This is a genomic window from Aquihabitans sp. G128, assembly GCF_019048865.1.
Taxonomy (GTDB): Bacteria; Actinomycetota; Acidimicrobiia; order Acidimicrobiales; family Iamiaceae; genus Aquihabitans.
The window spans coordinates 1,599,585-1,617,903 of sequence record NZ_CP077604.1 but is presented as its reverse complement, the minus strand read 5'-3'; the positions used below and the strand labels follow the sequence as shown (position 1 = coordinate 1,617,903).

The 18,319-nt window shown below is 73.0% G+C and carries 17 protein-coding genes and 2 pseudogenes; 13 read left to right on the top strand and 6 right to left on the bottom strand.

Features of this window, described 5'->3' with window-relative positions; all coding sequences use genetic code 11:
• The first annotated feature begins 143 nt into the window (after positions 1-143).
• The 3 genes from KSP35_RS24120 to KSP35_RS07695 are packed head-to-tail and all read left to right on the top strand — an operon-like array spanning position 144 to position 1,701.
• Positions 144-887, top strand: coding sequence for an SDR family NAD(P)-dependent oxidoreductase (locus KSP35_RS24120; protein ID WP_254127198.1), 744 nt, complete (start codon positions 144-146; stop codon positions 885-887).
• 56 nt (positions 888-943) lie between these two features.
• Entirely contained in the window at positions 944-1,315 is a 372-nt protein-coding gene (locus KSP35_RS25215) for an antibiotic biosynthesis monooxygenase (RefSeq protein WP_217000582.1), read from the top strand.
• A complete protein-coding gene (locus KSP35_RS07695) occupies positions 1,312-1,701 on the top strand; it encodes a hypothetical protein (RefSeq protein WP_217000580.1) in 390 nt (129 codons plus the stop codon). The genes KSP35_RS25215 and KSP35_RS07695 overlap by 4 nt, the downstream gene beginning before the upstream one ends.
• 16 nt (positions 1,702-1,717) lie before the next feature.
• Here KSP35_RS07695 and KSP35_RS07690 read toward each other — a convergent pair whose 3' ends face one another.
• Positions 1,718-2,218, bottom strand: a complete 501-nt coding sequence (locus KSP35_RS07690) for a C40 family peptidase (RefSeq protein ID WP_217000579.1) — start codon at positions 2,216-2,218, stop codon at positions 1,718-1,720.
• A 209-nt stretch (positions 2,219-2,427) separates the two neighbouring features.
• Here KSP35_RS07690 and KSP35_RS07685 point away from each other — a divergent pair, with 209 nt between their 5' ends.
• The gene (locus tag KSP35_RS07685) at positions 2,428-2,664 is read left to right on the top strand and encodes an Lrp/AsnC family transcriptional regulator (RefSeq protein ID WP_217000578.1); all 237 of its coding nucleotides are present in this window, start codon (positions 2,428-2,430) and stop codon (positions 2,662-2,664) included.
• A gap of 81 nt (positions 2,665-2,745) precedes the next feature.
• Here the strand turns inward: KSP35_RS07685 and KSP35_RS07680 are convergent, their stop codons facing one another.
• The 3 genes from KSP35_RS07680 to rpmB form a co-directional block, all read right to left on the bottom strand.
• Positions 2,746-4,554: a phosphoenolpyruvate carboxykinase (GTP) gene (locus KSP35_RS07680; protein ID WP_217000577.1), complete on the bottom strand. Its 1,809-nt coding sequence runs from the start codon at positions 4,552-4,554 to the stop codon at positions 2,746-2,748.
• Positions 4,555-4,583: 29 nt separating this feature from the next.
• Entirely contained in the window at positions 4,584-4,772 is a 189-nt protein-coding gene (locus KSP35_RS07675; protein WP_217000575.1) for a hypothetical protein, read from the bottom strand.
• 282 nt (positions 4,773-5,054) lie between these two features.
• Positions 5,055-5,255, bottom strand: coding sequence for a 50S ribosomal protein L28 (gene rpmB, locus KSP35_RS07670; protein ID WP_217000573.1), 201 nt, complete (start codon positions 5,253-5,255; stop codon positions 5,055-5,057).
• A gap of 111 nt (positions 5,256-5,366) precedes the next feature.
• Between rpmB and KSP35_RS07665 the strand changes: the two genes are divergently transcribed.
• From KSP35_RS07665 to recG, 5 genes are read left to right on the top strand one after another with little or no spacing between them, the layout of a single operon-like run.
• The gene (locus KSP35_RS07665; RefSeq protein ID WP_217000571.1) at positions 5,367-5,885 is read left to right on the top strand and encodes a hypothetical protein; all 519 of its coding nucleotides are present in this window, start codon (positions 5,367-5,369) and stop codon (positions 5,883-5,885) included.
• Positions 5,886-5,942: 57 nt separating this feature from the next.
• Positions 5,943-7,610: a DAK2 domain-containing protein gene (locus KSP35_RS07660; protein WP_217000569.1), complete on the top strand. Its 1,668-nt coding sequence runs from the start codon at positions 5,943-5,945 to the stop codon at positions 7,608-7,610.
• An 11-nt stretch (positions 7,611-7,621) separates the two neighbouring features.
• Positions 7,622-9,049: a hypothetical protein gene (locus KSP35_RS07655; RefSeq protein WP_217000568.1), complete on the top strand. Its 1,428-nt coding sequence runs from the start codon at positions 7,622-7,624 to the stop codon at positions 9,047-9,049.
• A 42-nt stretch (positions 9,050-9,091) separates the two neighbouring features.
• On the top strand, positions 9,092-9,574 hold the full coding sequence (locus KSP35_RS07650; RefSeq protein WP_217000566.1) for a group II truncated hemoglobin: 483 nt from the start codon (positions 9,092-9,094) through the stop codon (positions 9,572-9,574).
• 57 nt (positions 9,575-9,631) lie between these two features.
• Entirely contained in the window at positions 9,632-11,809 is a 2,178-nt protein-coding gene (gene recG, locus KSP35_RS07645; protein WP_217000564.1) for an ATP-dependent DNA helicase RecG, read from the top strand.
• Between the two features lie 36 nt (positions 11,810-11,845).
• On the opposite strand, the gene KSP35_RS07640 is transcribed toward recG, so the two are convergent.
• The gene (locus tag KSP35_RS07640) at positions 11,846-12,469 is read right to left on the bottom strand and encodes a hypothetical protein (RefSeq protein WP_217000562.1); all 624 of its coding nucleotides are present in this window, start codon (positions 12,467-12,469) and stop codon (positions 11,846-11,848) included.
• A 214-nt stretch (positions 12,470-12,683) separates the two neighbouring features.
• On the opposite strand from KSP35_RS07640, the pseudogene KSP35_RS24105 reads away from it, so the two are divergent.
• From KSP35_RS24105 to KSP35_RS07625, 4 genes and pseudogenes are all read left to right on the top strand, one after another.
• Positions 12,684-14,487: pseudogene (locus KSP35_RS24105) on the top strand (N-acetylglutaminylglutamine amidotransferase).
• 14 nt (positions 14,488-14,501) lie between these two features.
• Complete coding sequence (gene ngg / locus KSP35_RS24100) at positions 14,502-16,328, top strand: N-acetylglutaminylglutamine synthetase (RefSeq protein WP_254127035.1); 1,827 nt, start codon at positions 14,502-14,504, stop codon at positions 16,326-16,328.
• Positions 16,329-16,446: 118 nt separating this feature from the next.
• Positions 16,447-17,581, top strand: a pseudogene (locus tag KSP35_RS07630) (osmoprotectant NAGGN system M42 family peptidase).
• A 42-nt stretch (positions 17,582-17,623) separates the two neighbouring features.
• Positions 17,624-18,019 (top strand): PPOX class F420-dependent oxidoreductase, encoded by a 396-nt coding sequence (locus KSP35_RS07625; RefSeq protein ID WP_217000556.1) that lies wholly within the window; start codon positions 17,624-17,626, stop codon positions 18,017-18,019.
• A 35-nt stretch (positions 18,020-18,054) separates the two neighbouring features.
• Here the strand turns inward: KSP35_RS07625 and KSP35_RS07620 are convergent, their stop codons facing one another.
• Entirely contained in the window at positions 18,055-18,279 is a 225-nt protein-coding gene (locus tag KSP35_RS07620) for a hypothetical protein (RefSeq protein ID WP_217000554.1), read from the bottom strand.
• Positions 18,280-18,319 lie beyond the last annotated feature (40 nt).

Sequence of the window (18,319 nt, the reverse complement as noted above, 5' to 3'; positions counted from 1 at the left end):
GTCCTGCGGCGCGCCTCGGTCGTCGCCTAGGTTCCGCCCACCCGTCCGCCACGAGCGGCGGCGGGCCGACGAAACGGAGCGCCCCGCATGGCCACCACCAGCATCACCGGCAAGACCGCCCTCGTGACCGGCGGGGGAGCGGCATCGGCCTGGGCGCCGCCCAGCGCCTGCTGGCCGACGGCGCCCAGGTCACGATCTGCGGTCGCACCGAGGACAAGCTGATCGCCGCCGTCGGAACCCTGCAGGACGCGGTCGGCGAGGGCGGGTCCATCCGCCACATCGCCGCTGACGTGACCGTGGAGGAGCAGATCGCAGCGGCGGTCGCCTTCGCCGCCGAGCCCACCGGCGGGCTCGACATCCTGTTCGCCAACGCCGGCGGCTCGATGCACATGGGCCCCTTCGCCGAGGCCGACGCCGATGCGCTGCGGGCCACCGTCGACGTCAACCTGGTGGGCACCATGCTCAGCATCAAGCACGCCGTGCCCGCCATGCGGGCCGCCGGCGGCGGCTCGATCATCGGCATGTCGTCCGGTGCCGGCGCGTTCCCGCACCGCTACCTCTGGGCCTACGGCGCGGCCAAGGCCGGCATCGACCAGCTGTGCCGCAGCGCCGCCGAGGAGCTCGGGGCCGACGGCATCCGGGTCAACAGCGTGCAGCCCGGCATCGTCGACGACGAGCTCATGTCGTTCATCACCGCCGGCGGCGCCCTGCTCGACGACTATCTCGCCGGCATGCCCGTCTCCCGCGTCGGCCAGGTCGAGGACATCGCCGAGGCCGTGCGGTTCCTCGCCGGCCCCGAGTCGTCCTGGATCACCGGCGTCAACCTGCCGATCGATGGCGGCCACCACCTCCGCGCCGGCGCCAACTACGGCCTCCTCTTCGGCTGAGGCCGGCGTCCTCCCCGGCTGCGGGCGCCGCGGCCGCCACGGGTAGGTTCGGTCGCGTGACCATCGTGAAGATCAACGCCATCACCGTGCCGGCCGACAGCGGCGACGAGCTGGCCAAGCGGTTCGCCGCTCGGGCCGGTGCCGTCGACGGGCAGGACGGCTTCGAGGGCTTCGAGCTCCTGCAGCCCACCGACGACCGGCTGCAGTGGCTCGTGGTCACGCGCTGGCGTGACGAGGCGGCCTTCGAGGCGTGGATGAGCTCGGCCTCGTTCGGCCACGGCCACGCCGGAGCCGGCCGGCCCGGCGGCCAGGCCGCCACCGGGGGAGCGCCCGCCGAGGGTGGCGAGGCCCCCAAGCCCCCCGTGTCCACCCAGGCCGAGCTCTGGAGCTACCAGGTGGCCGGCGGGTCCGCCGCCTCGGCCGGTTGAGCCTGCTCGCCGCCAGCTCGGCGCTGCGCACCTTCCACCTCGACTGGGCGTGGGTGGTGATCGTGGGCAACGGGCTGGCGGGGCTCTGGGCGCTCGCCGCGCACCGCTACCCGCAGGCCCGCCACCGGGCGCTCTGGTGGTTCACCGGCGCCGCCGAGGTGGCGGTCTTCGTGCAGGTGATCGTGGGCGTGATCCTGATCCAGGACCACCCCGACAAGGAGCCGTTCCAGTTCCACATGCTCTACGGCTTCAGCGCGGCGTTCGCGGTGGCGATCGTCTACAGCTACCGCAACCAGCTGAAGCCGCACCTCTACCTGCTCTACGGCGGCGGCGGGCTGTTCCTGATGGGGCTGGGCCTGCGGGCCCTCGAGGTCGGCCCGCACTGAGCGGGCCGGCAGCGGGTCAGGACTTGGGGAGCTTGCTGGCCGGGATGCGCCCGTAGCCCACCAGGTTCGTCTTCCACCAGGAGTCGACGTCCTGCTCCTTGACCGGCACGCCGGTCTTCTGGGCCTGGATGATCTTGCCGTCGCCCTCGTAGAGCGCCACGTGGCTCACGGTGCCCTTGGGGCCGGCGCTGCTGTAGAAGACGAGGTCGCCCGGCAGGAGGTTGGCCCGGGTGACGCGGGTGGTGAAGGTGTACTGGGCGCTGGAGGTGCGGGGGAGCGTCACGCCCGCCTTGCCCCAGGCGTAGGAGGTGAGCCCGGAGCAGTCGAAGCCGCCCTCGGCGGGCGACTCGCCGCCGGACTTGTAGGGCATGCCCATCTGCGTGCGAGCGGCGGCGACCGCCCGCTCGCCCGGCGTGGCCCCGTCCTTGACGGCGGGGGTGGGCTCGCAGGCGGCGAGCCCGGCCACCGCCACGAGGGCGAAGGCGAGCAGGGCGAGGGCGGGACGGCGGGTCTTCACGATCGGGCGGGCTCCGGGTGCGGCGACGAGGACGTTCCAACCTTGTCGGCTTCGTGACGGTTGGACGGAGGAACCGTAACCAGACCGCAACACGGGGCGCCAGTCGGGCTCCCGCCCGAACGGGTGACCCGGGCTTCGACTCGGTCTTCGCCCAGGCTCGGGCCTACCATCGGCCGCCGGGGACCCACCGCCCAGGAGACGACGCAGACATGACGGTTTCGGCCTACATCCTCATCCAGACCGAGGTCGGCAAGGCCGCTGCGGTCGCCACCGAGGTGCGCCAGATCCCGGGGGTCGTCGCGGCCGATGACGTCACGGGCCCCTACGACTGCGTGGTGCGCGTCGAGGCGCCGTCGATGGACGACCTCGGCCGCCTCGTGGTCAGTCGGGTCCAGATGCTCGACGGGATCACCAAGACCACGACCATGCCCGTGGTCAACCTCTAGCCACCCGCCGAGCGCCCGGCCCGGGCGCGACGAGGCCCGCCCTCGTGGGCGGGCCTCGTGGTGGTCGGTGAGCTGCGGTGGCTAGTTCGCCAGGCGCTTCTCGAGCTCGCGGAGCTCGTCGGCCAGCTCGGCCGGGAGGTGGTCGCCGATGGAGCTGAAGTGCTCCTCGATCAGCGGGATCTCGCCGCGCCAGGCCTCGTTGTCGACCTTCAGCAGCTCGGCCAGCACGTCGGGGGCGATCTCGAGGCCGTCGACGTCGATGCCGTCGGCCGCCGGGACCCGCCCGATGGCGGTGTCGATGGCCTCGGCGTCGCCGGCGACCCGGTCGAACACCCACTTGAGGACCCGGCTGTTCTCGCCGAACCCGGGCCAGAGGAACGAGCCGTCGTCGCCCTTGCGGAACCAGTTGACCCAGAACAGCTTGGGCAGGTTCTCGGCGTCGGTGGCCTGGCCGATCTCGAGCCAGTGCTTCATGTAGTCGCCGGCGTTGTAGCCCATGAACGGGATCATGGCGAAGGGGTCGAAGCGGACCTCGCCGATGGTGCCGGCGGCGGCGGCGGTCTTCTCGGAGCTCATGATCGAGCCCAGGAACGTGCCGTGCTGCCAGTCGAAGGCCTCGGTGACGAGCGGGACGTTGGTGGCGCGGCGGCCGCCGAAGAGGATGGCCGAGATCGGCACGCCCTTCGGGTCCTCCCACTCGGGGGCGATCGAGGGGCACTGCGACGCCGGGGCGGTGAAGCGGGCGTTCGGGTGGGCGGCGGGCGCACCGGACTCGGGGGTCCAGTCGTTGCCCTTCCAGTCGATCAGGTGGGTCGGGACGTCCTCGGTGAGGCCCTCCCACCAGATGTCGCCGGAGTCGGTCTTGGCGACGTTGGTGAAGATCGAGTTGCCGTCGAAGGTGCGCAGGGCGTTCGGGTTGGTCTTCTCGCCGGTGCCCGGGGCCACGCCGAAGAAGCCGGCCTCGGGGTTGATGGCGTAGAGGCGGCCGTCGTCGCCGAACTTCATCCAGGCGATGTCGTCGCCGACGGTCTCGACCTTCCAACCCGGCAGGGACGGGATGAGCATGGCCATGTTGGTCTTGCCGCAGGCCGACGGGAACGCCGCCGCCACGTACTTCTTCTCGCCCTCGGGGTTGGTGACCCCGATGATGAGCATGTGCTCGGCCATCCAGCCCTCGTCGCGGGCCATGGTGGAGGCGATGCGCAGGGCGAAGCACTTCTTGCCGAGGAGGGCGTTGCCGCCGTAGCCGGAGCCGTAGCTCCAGATCTCCCGGGTCTCGGGGAAGTGGGAGATGTACTTGTTCTCGGCGTCGCACGGCCACGGCACGTCGGCGCGCTCGTTGCCGTCGGCGTCCACCAGCGGGTAGCCGACCGAGTGCAGGCAGGGGACCCACTCGCCGGTGGCCCCGAGGACGTCGAGCGCCCCCTGGCCCATGCGGGTCATGATCCGCATGCTGACCGCGACGTAGGGGGAGTCGGTGAGCTGCACGCCGATGTGGGCGATGGGCGAGCCCAGCGGGCCCATGGAGAAGGGGACCACGTACATGGTCCGGCCCTTCATGGTGCCGCGGTAGTGGCCCAGGAGGACGTCCTTCATCTCGGCCGGGTCACGCCAGTTGTTGGTGGTCCCGGCGTCGGCCTCGTCCTCGGAGCAGATGTAGGTCCGGTCCTCGACGCGGGCGACGTCGCCGGGGTCGGAGAGGGCCAGGTAGCTGTTCGGCCGCTCGGCATCGTTCAGGCGCTCGAACGTGCCGCCCTCGACGAGGGTCTGACACAGGGCGTCGTACTCCTCCTCGGAGCCGTCGCACCAGTGGATGTCGGCGGGCTGGAAGATCTCCGCCCACTCGTTCACCCACGCCTTGAGCTTCTCGTTGCTGGTGGTGGCAGTCATGGTTTCTCCGGTCAGAGGTGCGGCCGCGTCTAGACCTCGGGCGGCGGGCCGAAGCCCGGGGTGCCCATGTCGATCTCGGAGCCGAGGCGCAGGCCGGTGGCCCGCCCGTCGCCGTCGAGGTCGAAGATGACCCGTTGCCCCTGGCGGAGCATGCGGAACGGTGAGCCGATCAGCGACCCGGCAGCCAGGTCGTAGTCGGCGAGGTCGGTGTCGCACATGATGATCCCATCGCCCGTCCCTGGGTCGTACGACTTGATCACGCCTTGCACAACAACGTCCTCCACCTGTCCATGCGGTAGGGGCACCCTACTTTGCGGGTTCGCGGCGGTGCACACGCAGGACAGGCCCTCGTCATACGAGCTTGACATGCCGACCATCGCCACCAGCGATGTGGGTGGGGTGGGGGATCGGCGCGAGCGATGCGCAGGGTCGCCAAGGAGCGGTGCTCGCCAGCGACCGGGTTGGGGTCCGTGGGCGGCGAGGCCGGCCCACGGGGCGGATCAGACGCGCGTGGCCTTGGTGACCTTGCCGGCCTTGAGGCAGCCGGTGCACACGTCGACGCGGCGCACGGTGCCGGGGGCGACGATGGCGCGGACCCGCTGGATGTTCGGGTTCCAGCGCCGCTTGGTGCGGCGGTGGGAGTGGGACACGCTCATGCCGAACGACGGCTTCTTGCCGCACACTTCACACGTCGAGGCCATCACTGCACTCCATCAAGTCGTCGCACGTTCCACGGCCGGTAGGGCCGACGGACAAAGCTAGCGGCCCGCAGGGCCTCCACGCCAAGCCGAGCCTCGCTAGGTTCTGCCGCCATGATCTCGCGCGCCACCCCGACCCGGATCCTGCTGCTCGCCGTCGCCCTCGCCACCGCGAGCGCGCTGGGCGGGTGCTCGGGCAGCGGCAGCGACGACGCCGCGCCCGCCACGACCGAGGCCCCGGACGCCACCACCACCGCGCCGGCCGCCACCACGAGCGAGGCGCCCACCACGACGGCGGGGTCCTCGTCCACCACGGCGGGCGCGGCGGGCGGCGAGGTCGAGCTGACCCGGGCCGACGCCCGGATCGTGGCTGCGGGTGCGGCCATGGACGAGGCGGCGTCGGTGGCCGGGGCCGAGCAGTACTTCGCCGACGTCGAGGAGGTCACGTGCTCGGCGCCCGACGCACCGGACGCCACCAACCTCAACCAGACGGCGGCGAGCTGGGACTGCACCCTCGACAGCGAGGTCAACGGGGCCCGCTGCGCAGGCTCGGTGACCGTCGTCGCCACCGGCACCGAGGACGACCCCGAGGGCGAGGCCACCGGCCCGGACATCGCCTGCACGGCCGCCTGACCTCGGCGGCCCCGCTCGATCCGACCGGGTGCCGAGCGCTCGGTAGTGTCCTGCGCCATGACGACGCTCGACCGGCTGGGGGCCGATGACCTCCGACAGGTGGTCTCGGGGTTCCGGGACGCCCTGCGGGCCCACCAGGACGGCATCAACCGCCTCAACGTGTACCCGGTGCCCGACGGCGACACCGGCACGAACATGGCCCTCACCATGGAGTCGGTGGTGGCCGAGCTCGACGGTGCCGCGCCGGACCTCGCCGCCACCTGCAAGGCCATCGGCCACGGCTCGCTCATGGGGGCCCGCGGCAACAGCGGGGTGATCCTCTCGCAGATCCTCCGGGGCTTCACCCAGGTCCTCGCCACCGCCGAGGTCGTCGACGGCGCCGCCTTCGCCGAGGCGCTCACCGCAGCAGCGAAGGGCGCCTACGAGGCGGTCGGCAACCCGGTCGAGGGCACCATCCTGACCGTCGTGCGCGAGGCCGCCGAGGGCGCCACCGCCAAGGCCACCGAGACCAGCGAGCTGGCGGCCGTGGCCGACGCCGCCCTGGCCCAGGGCCAGGACGCGCTGGCCCGCACGCCGCAGATGCTCCAGGTCCTGGCCGACGCCGGGGTGGTCGACTCGGGCGGCACCGGCCTCCTGCTGCTGCTCCACTCGGCGTTGCACGTCATCGACGGCCGCCCGGTCCCGGAGGCGTCGGTGACCGAGGCGGTGGCCGACGCCGGCCACGTCGACGCCCTCACCGCGCTGGCGCAGGACGCCCACGCCGAGGGCCACGGCGAGGGGGGCATCGCCGACCTGCGCTACGAGGTCATGTACCTGTTGGAGGCGCCCGACGCCGCCATCCCGGCGTTCAAGGACGTCTGGGCGGGCATCGGCGACTCCATCGTGGTGGTGGGCGGCGACGGCCTCTTCAACTGCCACATCCACACCGACGACATCGGCGCCTCCATCGAGGCCGCCATCGAGATCGGCAAGCCCTCGAAGATCCGGGTCACCGACCTCCTCGAAGAGGTGGAGGAGGAGCGCTGGGTGCGCGAGGCGGAGGAGGAGCCGGCCGCCGCGCTCGAGCCGGTGACCACCGCGGTGGTGGCCATCGCCACCGGCGAGGGCATCAAGCGCATCTTCCACTCGCTGGGCGTGCAGCAGGTGATCACCGGCGGGCAGTCGATGAACCCGTCGACGGCGCAGATCCTGGCCGCGGTCGAGGCCGCCAACGCCCAGGAGGTGGTGATCCTCCCGAACAACAAGAACATCATCGCGGTCGCCGAACAGGTCGACGCCACCACCACCAAGACCGTGCGCGTGGTGCCCACCCGGGGCATCCCCGAGGGCTTCGCCGCGCTCATCGCCTACGACCCCGAGGCGCCGAGCGCCGAGAACGCCGCCGAGATGGCCGAGGCGGCCGCCAACGTGGTGGCCGGCGAGGTCACCATGGCCGTGCGCGACTCCACGTGCGACGTCGGGCCCATCGCCGAGGGCGACTTCCTGGGGATCGGCCGGGCCGGCATCCGCGCCGTGGCCCCCACTGCGGCCGACGCCGCCACCGTGCTGCTCGCCGAGCTGCTCACCGACGACCACGAGATCCTCACCCTCATCGAGGGCGAGGGCGCCACGGCGGCCGACACCCGCCGGATCACCGAGTGGCTCAGCGAGGCCCACCCGGACGTGAGCGCCGAGGTCCACCACGGCGGGCAGCCCCTCTACCCCTACTTCCTCGGCGTCGAGTAACCGGGTCGGCGATGGCGGAACACGGTGGTCCGGGCGGGACCGAGGCGACCGGGGAGGACGAAGCAGCGGGGGAGCGGCCGGGCGCAGCGCGCTCCCACCGCGCCCGGCACCCGGTCGGTGGCGCGGTCGACGATCGCCCGCTCCTGGAGCTGGCGTGGAGCTGGACGTGGGCCCGGTGGCTGCTCGTGGCCGCCGTGCTGCTGCGGTACGTGGCCGTCGCCGGCTTGCGCCTCTACGTCTACGTCGACTCCGGCGAGTACGACCGCCTCGACTTCACCGGCGCCTGGCGTCGCCCGTGGGCCACGCCGCTGCTCTACCGACTCGTGCCCGGGGACGACCACCGGCTGGTGGTGGCCCAGGCCCTCGTGGGTGCGCTCGCCTGGACCGTGCTCGCGCTGGCCGCGGCGGCCTGGTTCCGGGTGCCTTCGGTGCGCGTGGTCGTCGCCGCCGCCCTCGTCGCCCTCGGCTGCACCACGTCGGTCACCAACTGGGACGGGGCCAAGCTCTCGGAGTCCCTCGCCCTGTCGCTCACCGTCCTGGTGGTGGCGGCGTGGCTCAACCTGCTGCGGCGGCCCACGCCGGTCACCGGCGGCCTGCTGCTGCTCGCCACGCTGCCGTGGCTCTTCGTGCGCCAGAGCCTCATGCCCACCGCGTGGATGGTGGCGGGCCTCGCCGTGCTGGGTGCGGTCGTGGCCTGGCGCCGCCGGGGCGCCGGCGGGGTCTTCGCCGGGGTGGCGGTGGGCCTGGTGCTGCTCGCCGGCCTGGCGTCGCTCTCCTACGGCCGCAACCAGGAGGTGGTGCGGGAGAACCTCACGGTCATCGTCGCCAACCGGGTCGCGCCGGACGCCGACCGGCTGGCGTGGTTCCGCGCCCACGGCATGCCCACCCCGGCATCGGGGGCCCTCGACTACACAGCCCTCAAGGGCGACCCGGCCTTCGTGCGCTGGGTGGGCGGCGCCGGCCGGGGGACCTACGTCCGCTACCTGCTGACCCACCCCTGGTACACCGCGACGGAGCCCCTGGAGGACCTGCTCGCCACCCGGCCCTCCTACGGCGACGAGGTCGCGCCGCAGAGCGCCATGCTGGCGCCCACCGACGCCTACGGGAGCTCACGGCCCGTCGAGCCCGAGCTCCTCGCGCAGCTCCTGTTCGAGCCGGGCGGCACGGGGACCGTGGTCGCCGCCCTGGGTGCCACGCTCGCCTGGGCGGTGGCCCGCCGTCGTCGGCGGGCGCAGGCCTGGGTGGTGCCGCTGGGGCTGGTGGGCCTGTCGCTGGCGTCGCTGCTGGTCGGCTGGCACGGCGCGACCCCGGAGCTCGGTCGGCTCGCCATCGTGGGTGCGGTCGGCCTGCGCATCGGCCTCGTCCTCCAGCTCGGACTGCTGGTCGAGGGCGAGCTCCTCGCCCGCCGGCGCACCACGGCGGGCGGGCGCCCGGCCTGAGGCGGGGTTGTGGCCCGCCGGCGGGCGTTGTTCACTGCGGCCATGGCCGGCCCCGACGAGACCACCCCGACGCTCTACGAGTGGGCCGGCGGGGCCGATGCCCTCGTCGCCCTGTTCACCCGCTTCTACGAGCTGGTCCCGCTCGACCCGCTGGTGGGTCCGCTGTTCGCCGGCATGGACCCGCACCACGCCGAGCACGTGGCCGTCTGGATAGGCGAGGTGTTCGGCGGCCCGGCCCGCTACACCGAGGAGCGCGGCGGGTACCCGGCCATGCTGGGCCACCACGTCGGCAAGGCCATCACCGAAGCCCAGCGCCGCCGGTGGATCGAGCTGCTCGTCGATGCCGCCGACCAGGTGGCGTTGCCGGACGACCCCGAGTTCCGCTCGGCGTTCATGGCCTACGTCGAGTGGGGCACGCGCCTGGCCGTGTCGAACTCGGTCCCCGGTGCCGGGGTGGTCACCGAGGCGCCGGTGCCCCGCTGGGGGTGGGGCGAGGCGCCGCCGTACGTGCCGCCCGAGGCCTGACACCACCCGGGACGATCGGCCCGGCGGCGACCACCCAGCCCGTATCCTCGACGGGCGATGACCGACGGGCCCCTCACCTACGCCGACCTGGCCGGGTTCCCGCTCACGGCCATCGCCGCGCTGGCCGCCCACCCCAAGAAGGTCGACCGGCTGGCCGAGCTGGGCATCGAGAACGTGCTCGACCTGCTCACCACCTATCCCCGCCGCCACATCGACCGGTCCCGCGAGGCCCGCATCCGCGACCTCGTCCCGGGCGACCAGATCATGGTCGTGGGCACCGTCGCCCGCATCTCGGGCCGGCGCACCAAGGGACGCCCGCCCAAGTCCCTGGTGACCGCCGAGGTGGGCGACGGCTCCGGCTACCTGCGCATCACGTTCTTCAACCAGTCGTGGCGCGAGAAGCAGCTGCCGGCCGGCACCGAGGCGGTCTTCTTCGGGAAGGTCGACAGCTTCCAGGGGCGGCTGCAGATGGCCAACCCGGTGGTCGACTTCATCGGGGACAAGACCGGGAAGATCATCGCCCTGTACCCCCAGAGCGAGAAGCCCCGCATCACCAGCGAGGACATGGCGGCCTGGATCCAGATCGCCCTCGGCAAGACGGTGAAGCGGGGCCTGGCCGAGCCGCTGACCGACGAGGTGCGCGAGCGGTGGGGCTTCGTCGACCGGTACCACGCCCTGCGAGGCATGCACAGCCCGGACGCCATGGACGACGTCGAGGCGGGCGAGAAGCGCCTGGTGTTCGACGAGCTGCTGCGGGTCCAGCTGGCCCTCGTGCTGCGCAAGCGCGCCCTCGAGCGCACCGCCAAGGGCATCGAGCACGACACGTCCGGCGAGCTGGTGCGCCGCTTCCTGGACGCGCTGGCGTTCCCGCTCACCGGTGCCCAGCAGCGGGTGATCGCCGAGATCACCGGAGACCTGGGCAGCGGCCACCCCATGCACCGGCTGCTCCAGGGCGACGTCGGCGCCGGCAAGACGGTGGTGGCCGTCGCCGCCCTCCTCACCGCCATCCAGGGCGGGCACCAGGGTGCGCTGATGGCGCCCACCGAGGTGCTGGCCGAGCAGCACTTCCTCGGCATCCGAGCCCTGCTGGCCGACCTGCGCGTCCCCGGCGACGAGCAGGAGGGCTCCCTGTTCGAGGGCGCCTCGGCCGACCGCCCCCTCCGCGTGGAGCTGCTGACCAACCGCACCACGGCGGCCAACCGCCGCAAGCTGGCCGAGGCGCTGCTCGACGGCTCGGTCGACCTCTTGATCGGGACCCACGCCCTCATCGAGGACAAGGTGGCCTTCCGCTCGCTGGGCGTGGTCGTGGTCGACGAGCAGCACCGGTTCGGTGTCGAGCAGCGCGACGCCCTGCGCCGCAAGGGCGCCGAGGGTGCCAGCCCGGACGTGCTGGTGATGACGGCCACGCCCATCCCGCGCACCGCCGCCATGACCGTCTACGGCGACCTCGACGTGTCGGTCCTCGACGAGCTGCCGCCCGGGCGGACGCCCATCGCCACCACGTGGGTCCGCGCCGGTTCCGGGGCCGAGGAGGCCCAGGAGCCGGTGTGGCGCCACGTCATCGCCGAGGTCGGCGACGGCCGCCAGGCCTACGTCGTCTGCCCGCTGGTGGAGGAGTCCGAGAAGCTCGAGGCCACCTCCGCCGAGGAGACCTTCGAGCGGCTGCGGCTGGTGGAGCTGGCCGACCTGCGCCTCGGGCTCCTGCACGGTCGCATGGCCAGCGCCGAGAAGGAGGCCACCATGCGGGAGTTCCGCGAGGGGCGGCTCGACGTGCTCGTGGCCACCACCGTGATCGAGGTGGGCGTCGACGTCCCCAACGCCACGGTGATGGTGATCCTCGACGCCGACCGCTTCGGCATCGCCCAGCTGCACCAGCTCCGGGGGCGGGTGGGCCGAGGTGCCGACGCGTCGACCTGCTGGCTGGTGGGCGGCGGCCAGTCGTCCGACGGCGAGGCGCGGCTGGAGGCCCTGGTGCGCAGCACCGACGGCTTCGAGCTGGCCGAGGTCGATCTCGACCTGCGCGGCGAGGGCACGATCATGGGCTCGCGCCAGAAGGGCCGCAACGACCTCAAGCTGGCCTCGCTGCGCCGCCACAAGGTGTGGGTGCAGCGAGCCCGGGAGCTGGCCTTCGAGCTGGTGGACGGCGACCCCGACCTGCACCGCCACCCGGCCCTCCGCGACGAGGTGGCGCTCTTCCTCGACGACGACGAGGCCGACAACCTCCTGAAGTCCTAGGAGCCGGTCGGTCGAGGGCGGCGGCGCGCTCGACGGTCAGCCGGTGAAGGCGGGCGTGCCCGAGACCGGGGCGGCGCCGGGCGGTGGGGGAGGGCTCGACGGGACCACGGCGCCGACGAGCGTCCCGGAGGTGGGTGGCGCCGTGCTGGGGGCGGTGGCGGGTGGCTCGCCGATGGTGAGCGATCCCGCCAGGGTGCCTTCGAGCGTGCTGGCGCCGAAGCCGGCGGCACCGTCGAAGGTGAGCTCCCCGGTGGCCCCCGCCAGGTCGCCCGTGCCGCTCGAGGCGGTGAGCACGAGGTGGGTGGCGAAGGTGGCGCCGGGACCGGCGGCGGCCGCCACCGTGCCGACGAGGGTGCCCGACACCGTCCCGGCGTCGCCGGCGATGGTGAACGTGCCGTCGTAGGTCGGGGTCAGGGCGACCGCGGGGTCGAACGGGGCGAGGCAGTAGGCGAGGTGCAGCTGGGCCTCGCCGCCGGCGGCCAGGGTGAGCGTGGCGTCCTGCGTGACGTCGACGTCCAGGCCGCAGTCCTGGTCCCCGTCGAAGGTGCCGGTGCCGCTCACCGTGCCGTCGAACGCGACCTCGTCACCGACCGCGCGGGGAGTCGCGCCGCTCGGGACGGCGACGGCCGCCGTGGCGAGGAGGAGGCAGGCGACGGCCACCAGCCACGGCCTCACGGCCCGTGGAGCGGCGAACCGTCCTGCCCGCACCGCTGCACCCGCTCGTCGCCGCATCCGAAGGTCCCCTCCTCGAGCTCCCGCTGCCCGATTCCTACCAGTTCGGGCCGACCGGTCGACGGCAAACGTGAACCTTGTCGCACCGCCCGTCGCCCCGATCGGGTGATGGGCCGGCGGCGAACGGGTAGTCCCCCCGGCCATGTGTGGCTTTGCCGGAGAGTTCGCGCCCCGAGACCAGCCCGACGTGGCTGCGGTGGCGGCCATGACCGACACGATGGTGTCCCGTGGCCCCGACGCCGGGGGCGGTTGGTCGCAGGGGCAGGTGGCGCTGGGCCACCGCCGGCTGGCCATCATCGACCTCTCGGCCGCCGGCCAGCAGCCGATGCACGACCCCGAGCTCGGCCTGACCGTGGCCTTCAACGGCTGCATCTACAACTACCCGGAGCTGCGCCGCGAGCTGACCGACAAGGGCCACCGGTTCTTCTCCCACAGCGACACCGAGGTGCTGCTCAAGGCCTACCGGGAGTGGGGCGACCGCTTCGTCGAACGGCTGGTGGGCATGTTCGCCTTCGCCATCACCGAGCGTGACAGCGGGCGCCTGCTGCTCGGCCGCGACCGCCTGGGGATCAAGCCGCTGTACCTGGCCGACGTGGGCGGGCGGCTCCGCTTCGCCTCGACCCTGCCGGCCATCCTCGCCGGCGGCGGTGTCGACACGACCATCGACCCGGTGGCGCTGCACCACTACCTGAGCTTCCACTCCGTCGTCCCGGCGCCGCACACCATCCTGCAGGGCGTCCGGAAGCTCCCCCCCGGGCACGATCCTGGCGATCGAGCCCGACGGCCGCCGCACCGAGACCACCTACTGGGAGCCGGTGTTCGAGCGCGACCCCGCCAAGGCCGGCTGGTCCGACCAGGACTGGGAGGACGCCACCCTCGACGCCCTGCGCCTCGCCGTCGAGCGCCGCCTCGTGGCCGACGTGCCGGTCGGCTGCCTGCTCTCGGGCGGCCTCGACAGCAGCCTCATCGTCGGCTTGCTCGCCGAGGCCGGCCAGACCGGCATCGAGACCTTCTCCATCGGGTTCGAGTCGGCCGGCGGCGAGTCGGGCGACGAGTTCCAGTGGTCCGACATCATCGCCGAGCGCTTCGCGACCACCCACCACCAGCTCCGCATCGACAGCCGCCGCATGTTGCCCGCCCTGGGCGACGCCATCGGCGCCATGAGCGAGCCCATGGTCAGCCACGACGCGGTGGCCTTCTACCTCCTGAGCCAGGAGGTCTCGAAGCACGTGAAGGTGGTGCAGTCCGGCCAGGGCGCCGACGAGGTCTTCGCCGGGTACCACTGGTACCCGCCGATGGCCGACGCCGCCGATGGCGACGTGGCCACCGCCCTCCGCCAGTACCGGGGCGCGTTCTTCGACCGGGGGCACGAGGCCATGGCCGAGCTGGTGGAGCCCGAGTGGCTGGCGTCGTCCGACGTGAGCGGCCGCTTCGTGAACGACCACTTCCGCCACGCCGGTGCCGCCACGGCGACCGACCGGGCGCTGCGCATCGACACCACGGTCATGTTGGTGGACGACCCGGTGAAGCGGGTCGACAACATGACGATGGCGTGGGGTCTCGAGGCCCGCGTGCCGTTCCTGGACCACGAGCTGGTGGAGCTGGCCGCCCAGTGCCCGCCCCACCTCAAGACCGCCCAGGACGGCAAGGGGGTGCTCAAGGAGGCCGCCCGCCGGGTGGTGCCGAACGAGGTCATCGATCGGCCCAAGGGCTACTTCCCCGTGCCGGCGCTCAAGCACCTCCAGGGCCCGTACCTGAGCCTGGTCCGCGACGCCCTGCACGCGCCCGAGGCCAAGGAGCGCGGCCTGTTCCGCCCCGGCGCAGTGGAGCGGCTCTTCGCCGACCCGAACGGCCAGCTCACCCCGCTGCGGGGCAACCAGCTGTGGCAGCTGGGCCTGTTGGAGCTGTGGCTCCAGGAGCACGGCATCTCCGGCCCGGCCGCGTGAGCGGGCGCCCGAACATGAGCGATCGCCCGAGCACCCCCAACCCGAGGCGCCGCCCGTCGACCCCGAAGGGCTGGGACCGCGCCGACGCCATCTCGACGACCTCGTGGGAGCGGCCGCCCGACCACCTCACGGCCGGCATGCGGCGAGACGTGGTGCAGGAGCTGGGTTGGGGCCGCCTCGTCTTCGGCCAGACCTTCGCCGACCACGAGGGCCTCACCGACGTGCTGCGCGACGAGGCGAGCGGGCGGCGCGACATCTGCCTGTACCTCCACGACCCGCACGTCCTGGTGGCCACCCGGCCCCAGGAGTACTTCATCGACCCGAGCTTCACGTTCCGCATGTGGATGCACAACTACCGGCCGAGGCCCCGTCCGGCGGCCGGCGTGGTGGTGCGCCAGATCTCCGGGCGGGCCCACTGCGAGGAGATGAACCGGATCTACGTGCGCTGCGGCATGGTGCCCGCCGACGTGGACGTGCTGTGGGACAACCACCGCACCACCCGCCACATCACCTACCTCGTGGCCGAGGAGCTCGGCACCGGCGAGGTCCTGGGCACCGTCACCGGCGTCGACCACACCCGCCTCTTCGACGACCCCGACAACGGGTGCAGCCTCTGGTGCCTGGCCGTCGACCCCGCCACCGTGCAGCCCGGCGTGGGGGAGCTGCTGGTGCGCACGCTCATCGAGCGCTTCCAGGCCCGAGGCCGGGCGTACCTGGACCTGTCGGTGATGCACGACAACGAGCCGGCCATCGCCCTCTACGACAAGCTCGGCTTCGAGCGCGTGCCCGTCTTCGGCGTGAAGCGCAAGAACGCCATCAACGAGCGGCTGTTCACGCCGGCCCCGCACGACGACCTCGACGACCTCAACCCCTACGCCCGGATCATCGCCGACGAGGCGATCCGCCGCGGGGTCCGGGTCGACGTCCTCGACGCCGAGGGCGGCTACCTGCGCCTCGAGCACGGCGGTCGGAGCGTGGTGACCCGCGAGTCGCTCTCGGAGTACACGTCGGCGGTGGGCATGAGCCGCTGCGACGACAAGCGGGTGACCCGCAAGGTGGTGGCCGAGGCAGGCGTCGCGGTGCCCGCCGGCCGCACCGCCACGTTCGACGACGCCGACCACCGCTTCCTCGACGACGTCGGCGCGGTGGTGGTGAAGCCCGCCCGCGGCGAGCAGGGCATCGGCATCACCGTGGGCGTCACGACCCACGACGAGCTGGACGCCGCCATCCAGCGGGCCGGTGGCGCCGGCACCCAGGTCCTGCTCGAGCAGTTCTGCGAGGGCGACGACCTCCGGATCGTGGTGATCGACGGCTCGGTCGTGGCCGCTGCGGTGCGCCGCCCGGCCGAGGTGGTGGGCACCGGCCAGCACGACGTGCGCCAGCTCATCGAGGCCCGCAGCCGGCGCCGCGAGGCCGCCACGGGAGGGGAGTCGTCGATCCCGATCGACGACCTGACCCTGGCGACCATCGAGGAGGAGGGCTGGTCCCTCGACGACGTGCTCCCCGCCGGCGAGGAGCTGCGCGTGCGCCGCACCGCCAACCTCCACACCGGCGGCACCATCCACGACGTCACCGACGAGCTCCACCCGGAGCTGGCCGCCGCCGCCCTGCGCGCCGCCGCGGCCATCGGGATCCCGGTCACCGGGATCGACCTGCTGGTGCCCGCGGTCGACGGCCCCGCCTACGTCTTCATCGAGGCCAACGAGCGGCCCGGGCTGGCCAACCACGAGCCCCGCCCGACCGCCGCGGCCTTCGTCGACTACCTGTTCCCCGGCACCCGGCCCACGCCCTGGGCGTGGCAGCCCGACCCACCCGCCGGCTCCGACCAGCGCGCCGGTTGACCGGCCGCGCCGCCCCACCCCGCTCCCGACCCGAAGGCTCCCTGCTGTGACCCCCGCCGACCCGTCCGACCTCCCGCCCCTGGAGGACCCCGCCCCGCTCGCCATCGACCGGGCGTGGATGACGGACCTCCTCGTCCGCATGCTGCGCACGCCGAGCCCGTCGGGGCGGACCGACGCCGTCATGCAGCTCGTGGGCGACACCATGGCCGAGATCGGCCTGCCGTTCGAGCTGACCCGCCGGGGCGCGATGGTCGCCGAGCTGCCGGGCGCGTCCAGCTCGGTCGACCGCGCCGTGGTGGTCCACGCCGACACGATCGGGTGCATGGTCCGGGCCCTCAAGGACAACGGCCGGCTCGCCATCATCCCGATCGGCAGCTTCTCGGCCCGCTTCGCCGAGGGCGCCCGCGTCACGATCTTCGTGGAGGACCCCGACCGGATCTTCAGCGGCACCGTGCTGCCCTTGAAGGCGAGCGGCCACGCCTTCGGCGACGAGATCGACGAGCAGGGCGTCGGCTGGGACCACGTCGAGGTCCGCGTCGACCAGCGGGCGCACTCCGCCGAGGACCTGCGGGCCCTCGGCTTCCAGGTCGGCGACTCGGTCGCCCTCGTGGCCAGCCCCGAGATCACCGACGCCGGGTTCCTGGTCTCCCGCCACCTCGACGGCAAGGCCGGCGTGGCCGCCGCCCTGGCGGCTGCGAAGGCGATCGTCGACGGTGGCGTCGTGCCGCAGCACAAGGCCAACCTGCTCGTGACGATCGCCGAGGAGGTCGGCCACGGCGCCAGCCACGGCCTCGGCGACGACGTGGCCGAGATGGTCTCGATCGACAACGCGGTGTGCGCACCGGGCCAGCACTCGATCGAACACGGCGTGACCATCCCCATGGCCGACATGACGGGGCCCTTCGACTACCACCTGACCCGTCGGCTCCTGCGGCTGTGCCGCAACGCCGGCATCCCCCACGCTTCGAGACACCTTCAAGTGGTACCGCTCCGATGTGGCCGCCGCCCTCGAGGCCGGCGCCGGCACCCGGGCGGCGCTGATCGCCTTCGGGCTCGACGGCAGCCACGGCTGGGAGCGCACGGAGCTGGCCTCGGTCGACGCCGTCGCCCGGCTGCTGACCATCTGGCTGCAGACGCCGCTGACGTTCGCCTCGTGGGACGCCACCCCGCTCGGGCCCCTGAAGGAGTTCCCCTCCTCGGCCCAGCCGGCGCCCGAGGAGGAGTGGGGCCGGTTGCCTCCCGACGAGGGCTGAGCCGAGGCGGGGCCCCCGGGGGGTCGCCGGTAGCCTGCCGGGATGACCATCGACGCTGACCTCAAGGCCCTCGCCACCGGCAAGAACTTCGCCGCCCTCACCACCCTCATGCCCGGCGGCCAGCCCCAGACCCAGCTCATGTGGGTCCACGCGGATGACGACCACGTGCTGATCAACACCGAGATCGGCCGCCAGAAGTACCGCAACGTGGTGGGCGACCCGCGGGTCACCGTCACCGTGTTCGCCGCCGACAACCCGTACCAGTACGTCGAGGCCCGCGGGAAGGTCGTCGAGACCGTCGACGGCGATCCGGCCCGCGCCGACATCGACGAGCTCTCGCAGAAGTACACCGGCGGCCCCTACGCCAACCCGATCGGCCCGGAAGGCCGGGTCATCCTCAAGGTCGCCGTCGACAAGGTCCACAAGAACGGCATCTGAGCTCCCCGGGCGAGCGGCTCGCCGGCGGGCGGCGGCTACCAGTCGGGCCGGCCGTCGCCCCCGTCGGCGTCGTCCGGGACGATGATGTCCCACCGGTCGAGGCAGTCCTCGCACCGGTAGACCACGAGGTCGCCCGGCCAGAACCGGCCGGTGTCGTCCGGGCGGCTCATGAGGTGGGCAACGCCGCCGCAATCGATGCAGGTGATCCGCTCGGTCACGAGCGGCACGCCCGAGGCGTCGGTGGGCTCGTGGTCGGTCATGGGTTCCGACGCTACCGACCTCGACTGGAAGACTCCTCGC

Excerpts from the sequence above, each read along its gene's own strand:
- KSP35_RS07685 (WP_217000578.1), top strand. The coding sequence starts at position 2,428 with ATGACGGTTTCGGCCTACATCCTCATCCAGACCGAGGTCGGCAAGGCC.
- KSP35_RS07680 (WP_217000577.1), bottom strand. The coding sequence starts at position 4,554 with ATGACTGCCACCACCAGCAACGAGAAGCTCAAGGCGTGGGTGAACGAG.
- KSP35_RS07675 (WP_217000575.1), bottom strand. The coding sequence starts at position 4,772 with ATGTGCGACACCGACCTCGCCGACTACGACCTGGCTGCCGGGTCGCTG.
- rpmB (WP_217000573.1), bottom strand. The coding sequence starts at position 5,255 with ATGGCCTCGACGTGTGAAGTGTGCGGCAAGAAGCCGTCGTTCGGCATG.
- KSP35_RS07665 (WP_217000571.1), top strand. The coding sequence starts at position 5,367 with ATGATCTCGCGCGCCACCCCGACCCGGATCCTGCTGCTCGCCGTCGCC.
- KSP35_RS07660 (WP_217000569.1), top strand. The coding sequence starts at position 5,943 with ATGACGACGCTCGACCGGCTGGGGGCCGATGACCTCCGACAGGTGGTC.
- KSP35_RS07655 (WP_217000568.1), top strand. The coding sequence starts at position 7,622 with ATGGCGGAACACGGTGGTCCGGGCGGGACCGAGGCGACCGGGGAGGAC.
- KSP35_RS07650 (WP_217000566.1), top strand. The coding sequence starts at position 9,092 with ATGGCCGGCCCCGACGAGACCACCCCGACGCTCTACGAGTGGGCCGGC.
- recG (WP_217000564.1), top strand. The coding sequence starts at position 9,632 with ATGACCGACGGGCCCCTCACCTACGCCGACCTGGCCGGGTTCCCGCTC.
- ngg (WP_254127035.1), top strand. The coding sequence starts at position 14,502 with ATGAGCGATCGCCCGAGCACCCCCAACCCGAGGCGCCGCCCGTCGACC.
- KSP35_RS07625 (WP_217000556.1), top strand. The coding sequence starts at position 17,624 with ATGACCATCGACGCTGACCTCAAGGCCCTCGCCACCGGCAAGAACTTC.
- KSP35_RS07620 (WP_217000554.1), bottom strand. The coding sequence starts at position 18,279 with ATGACCGACCACGAGCCCACCGACGCCTCGGGCGTGCCGCTCGTGACC.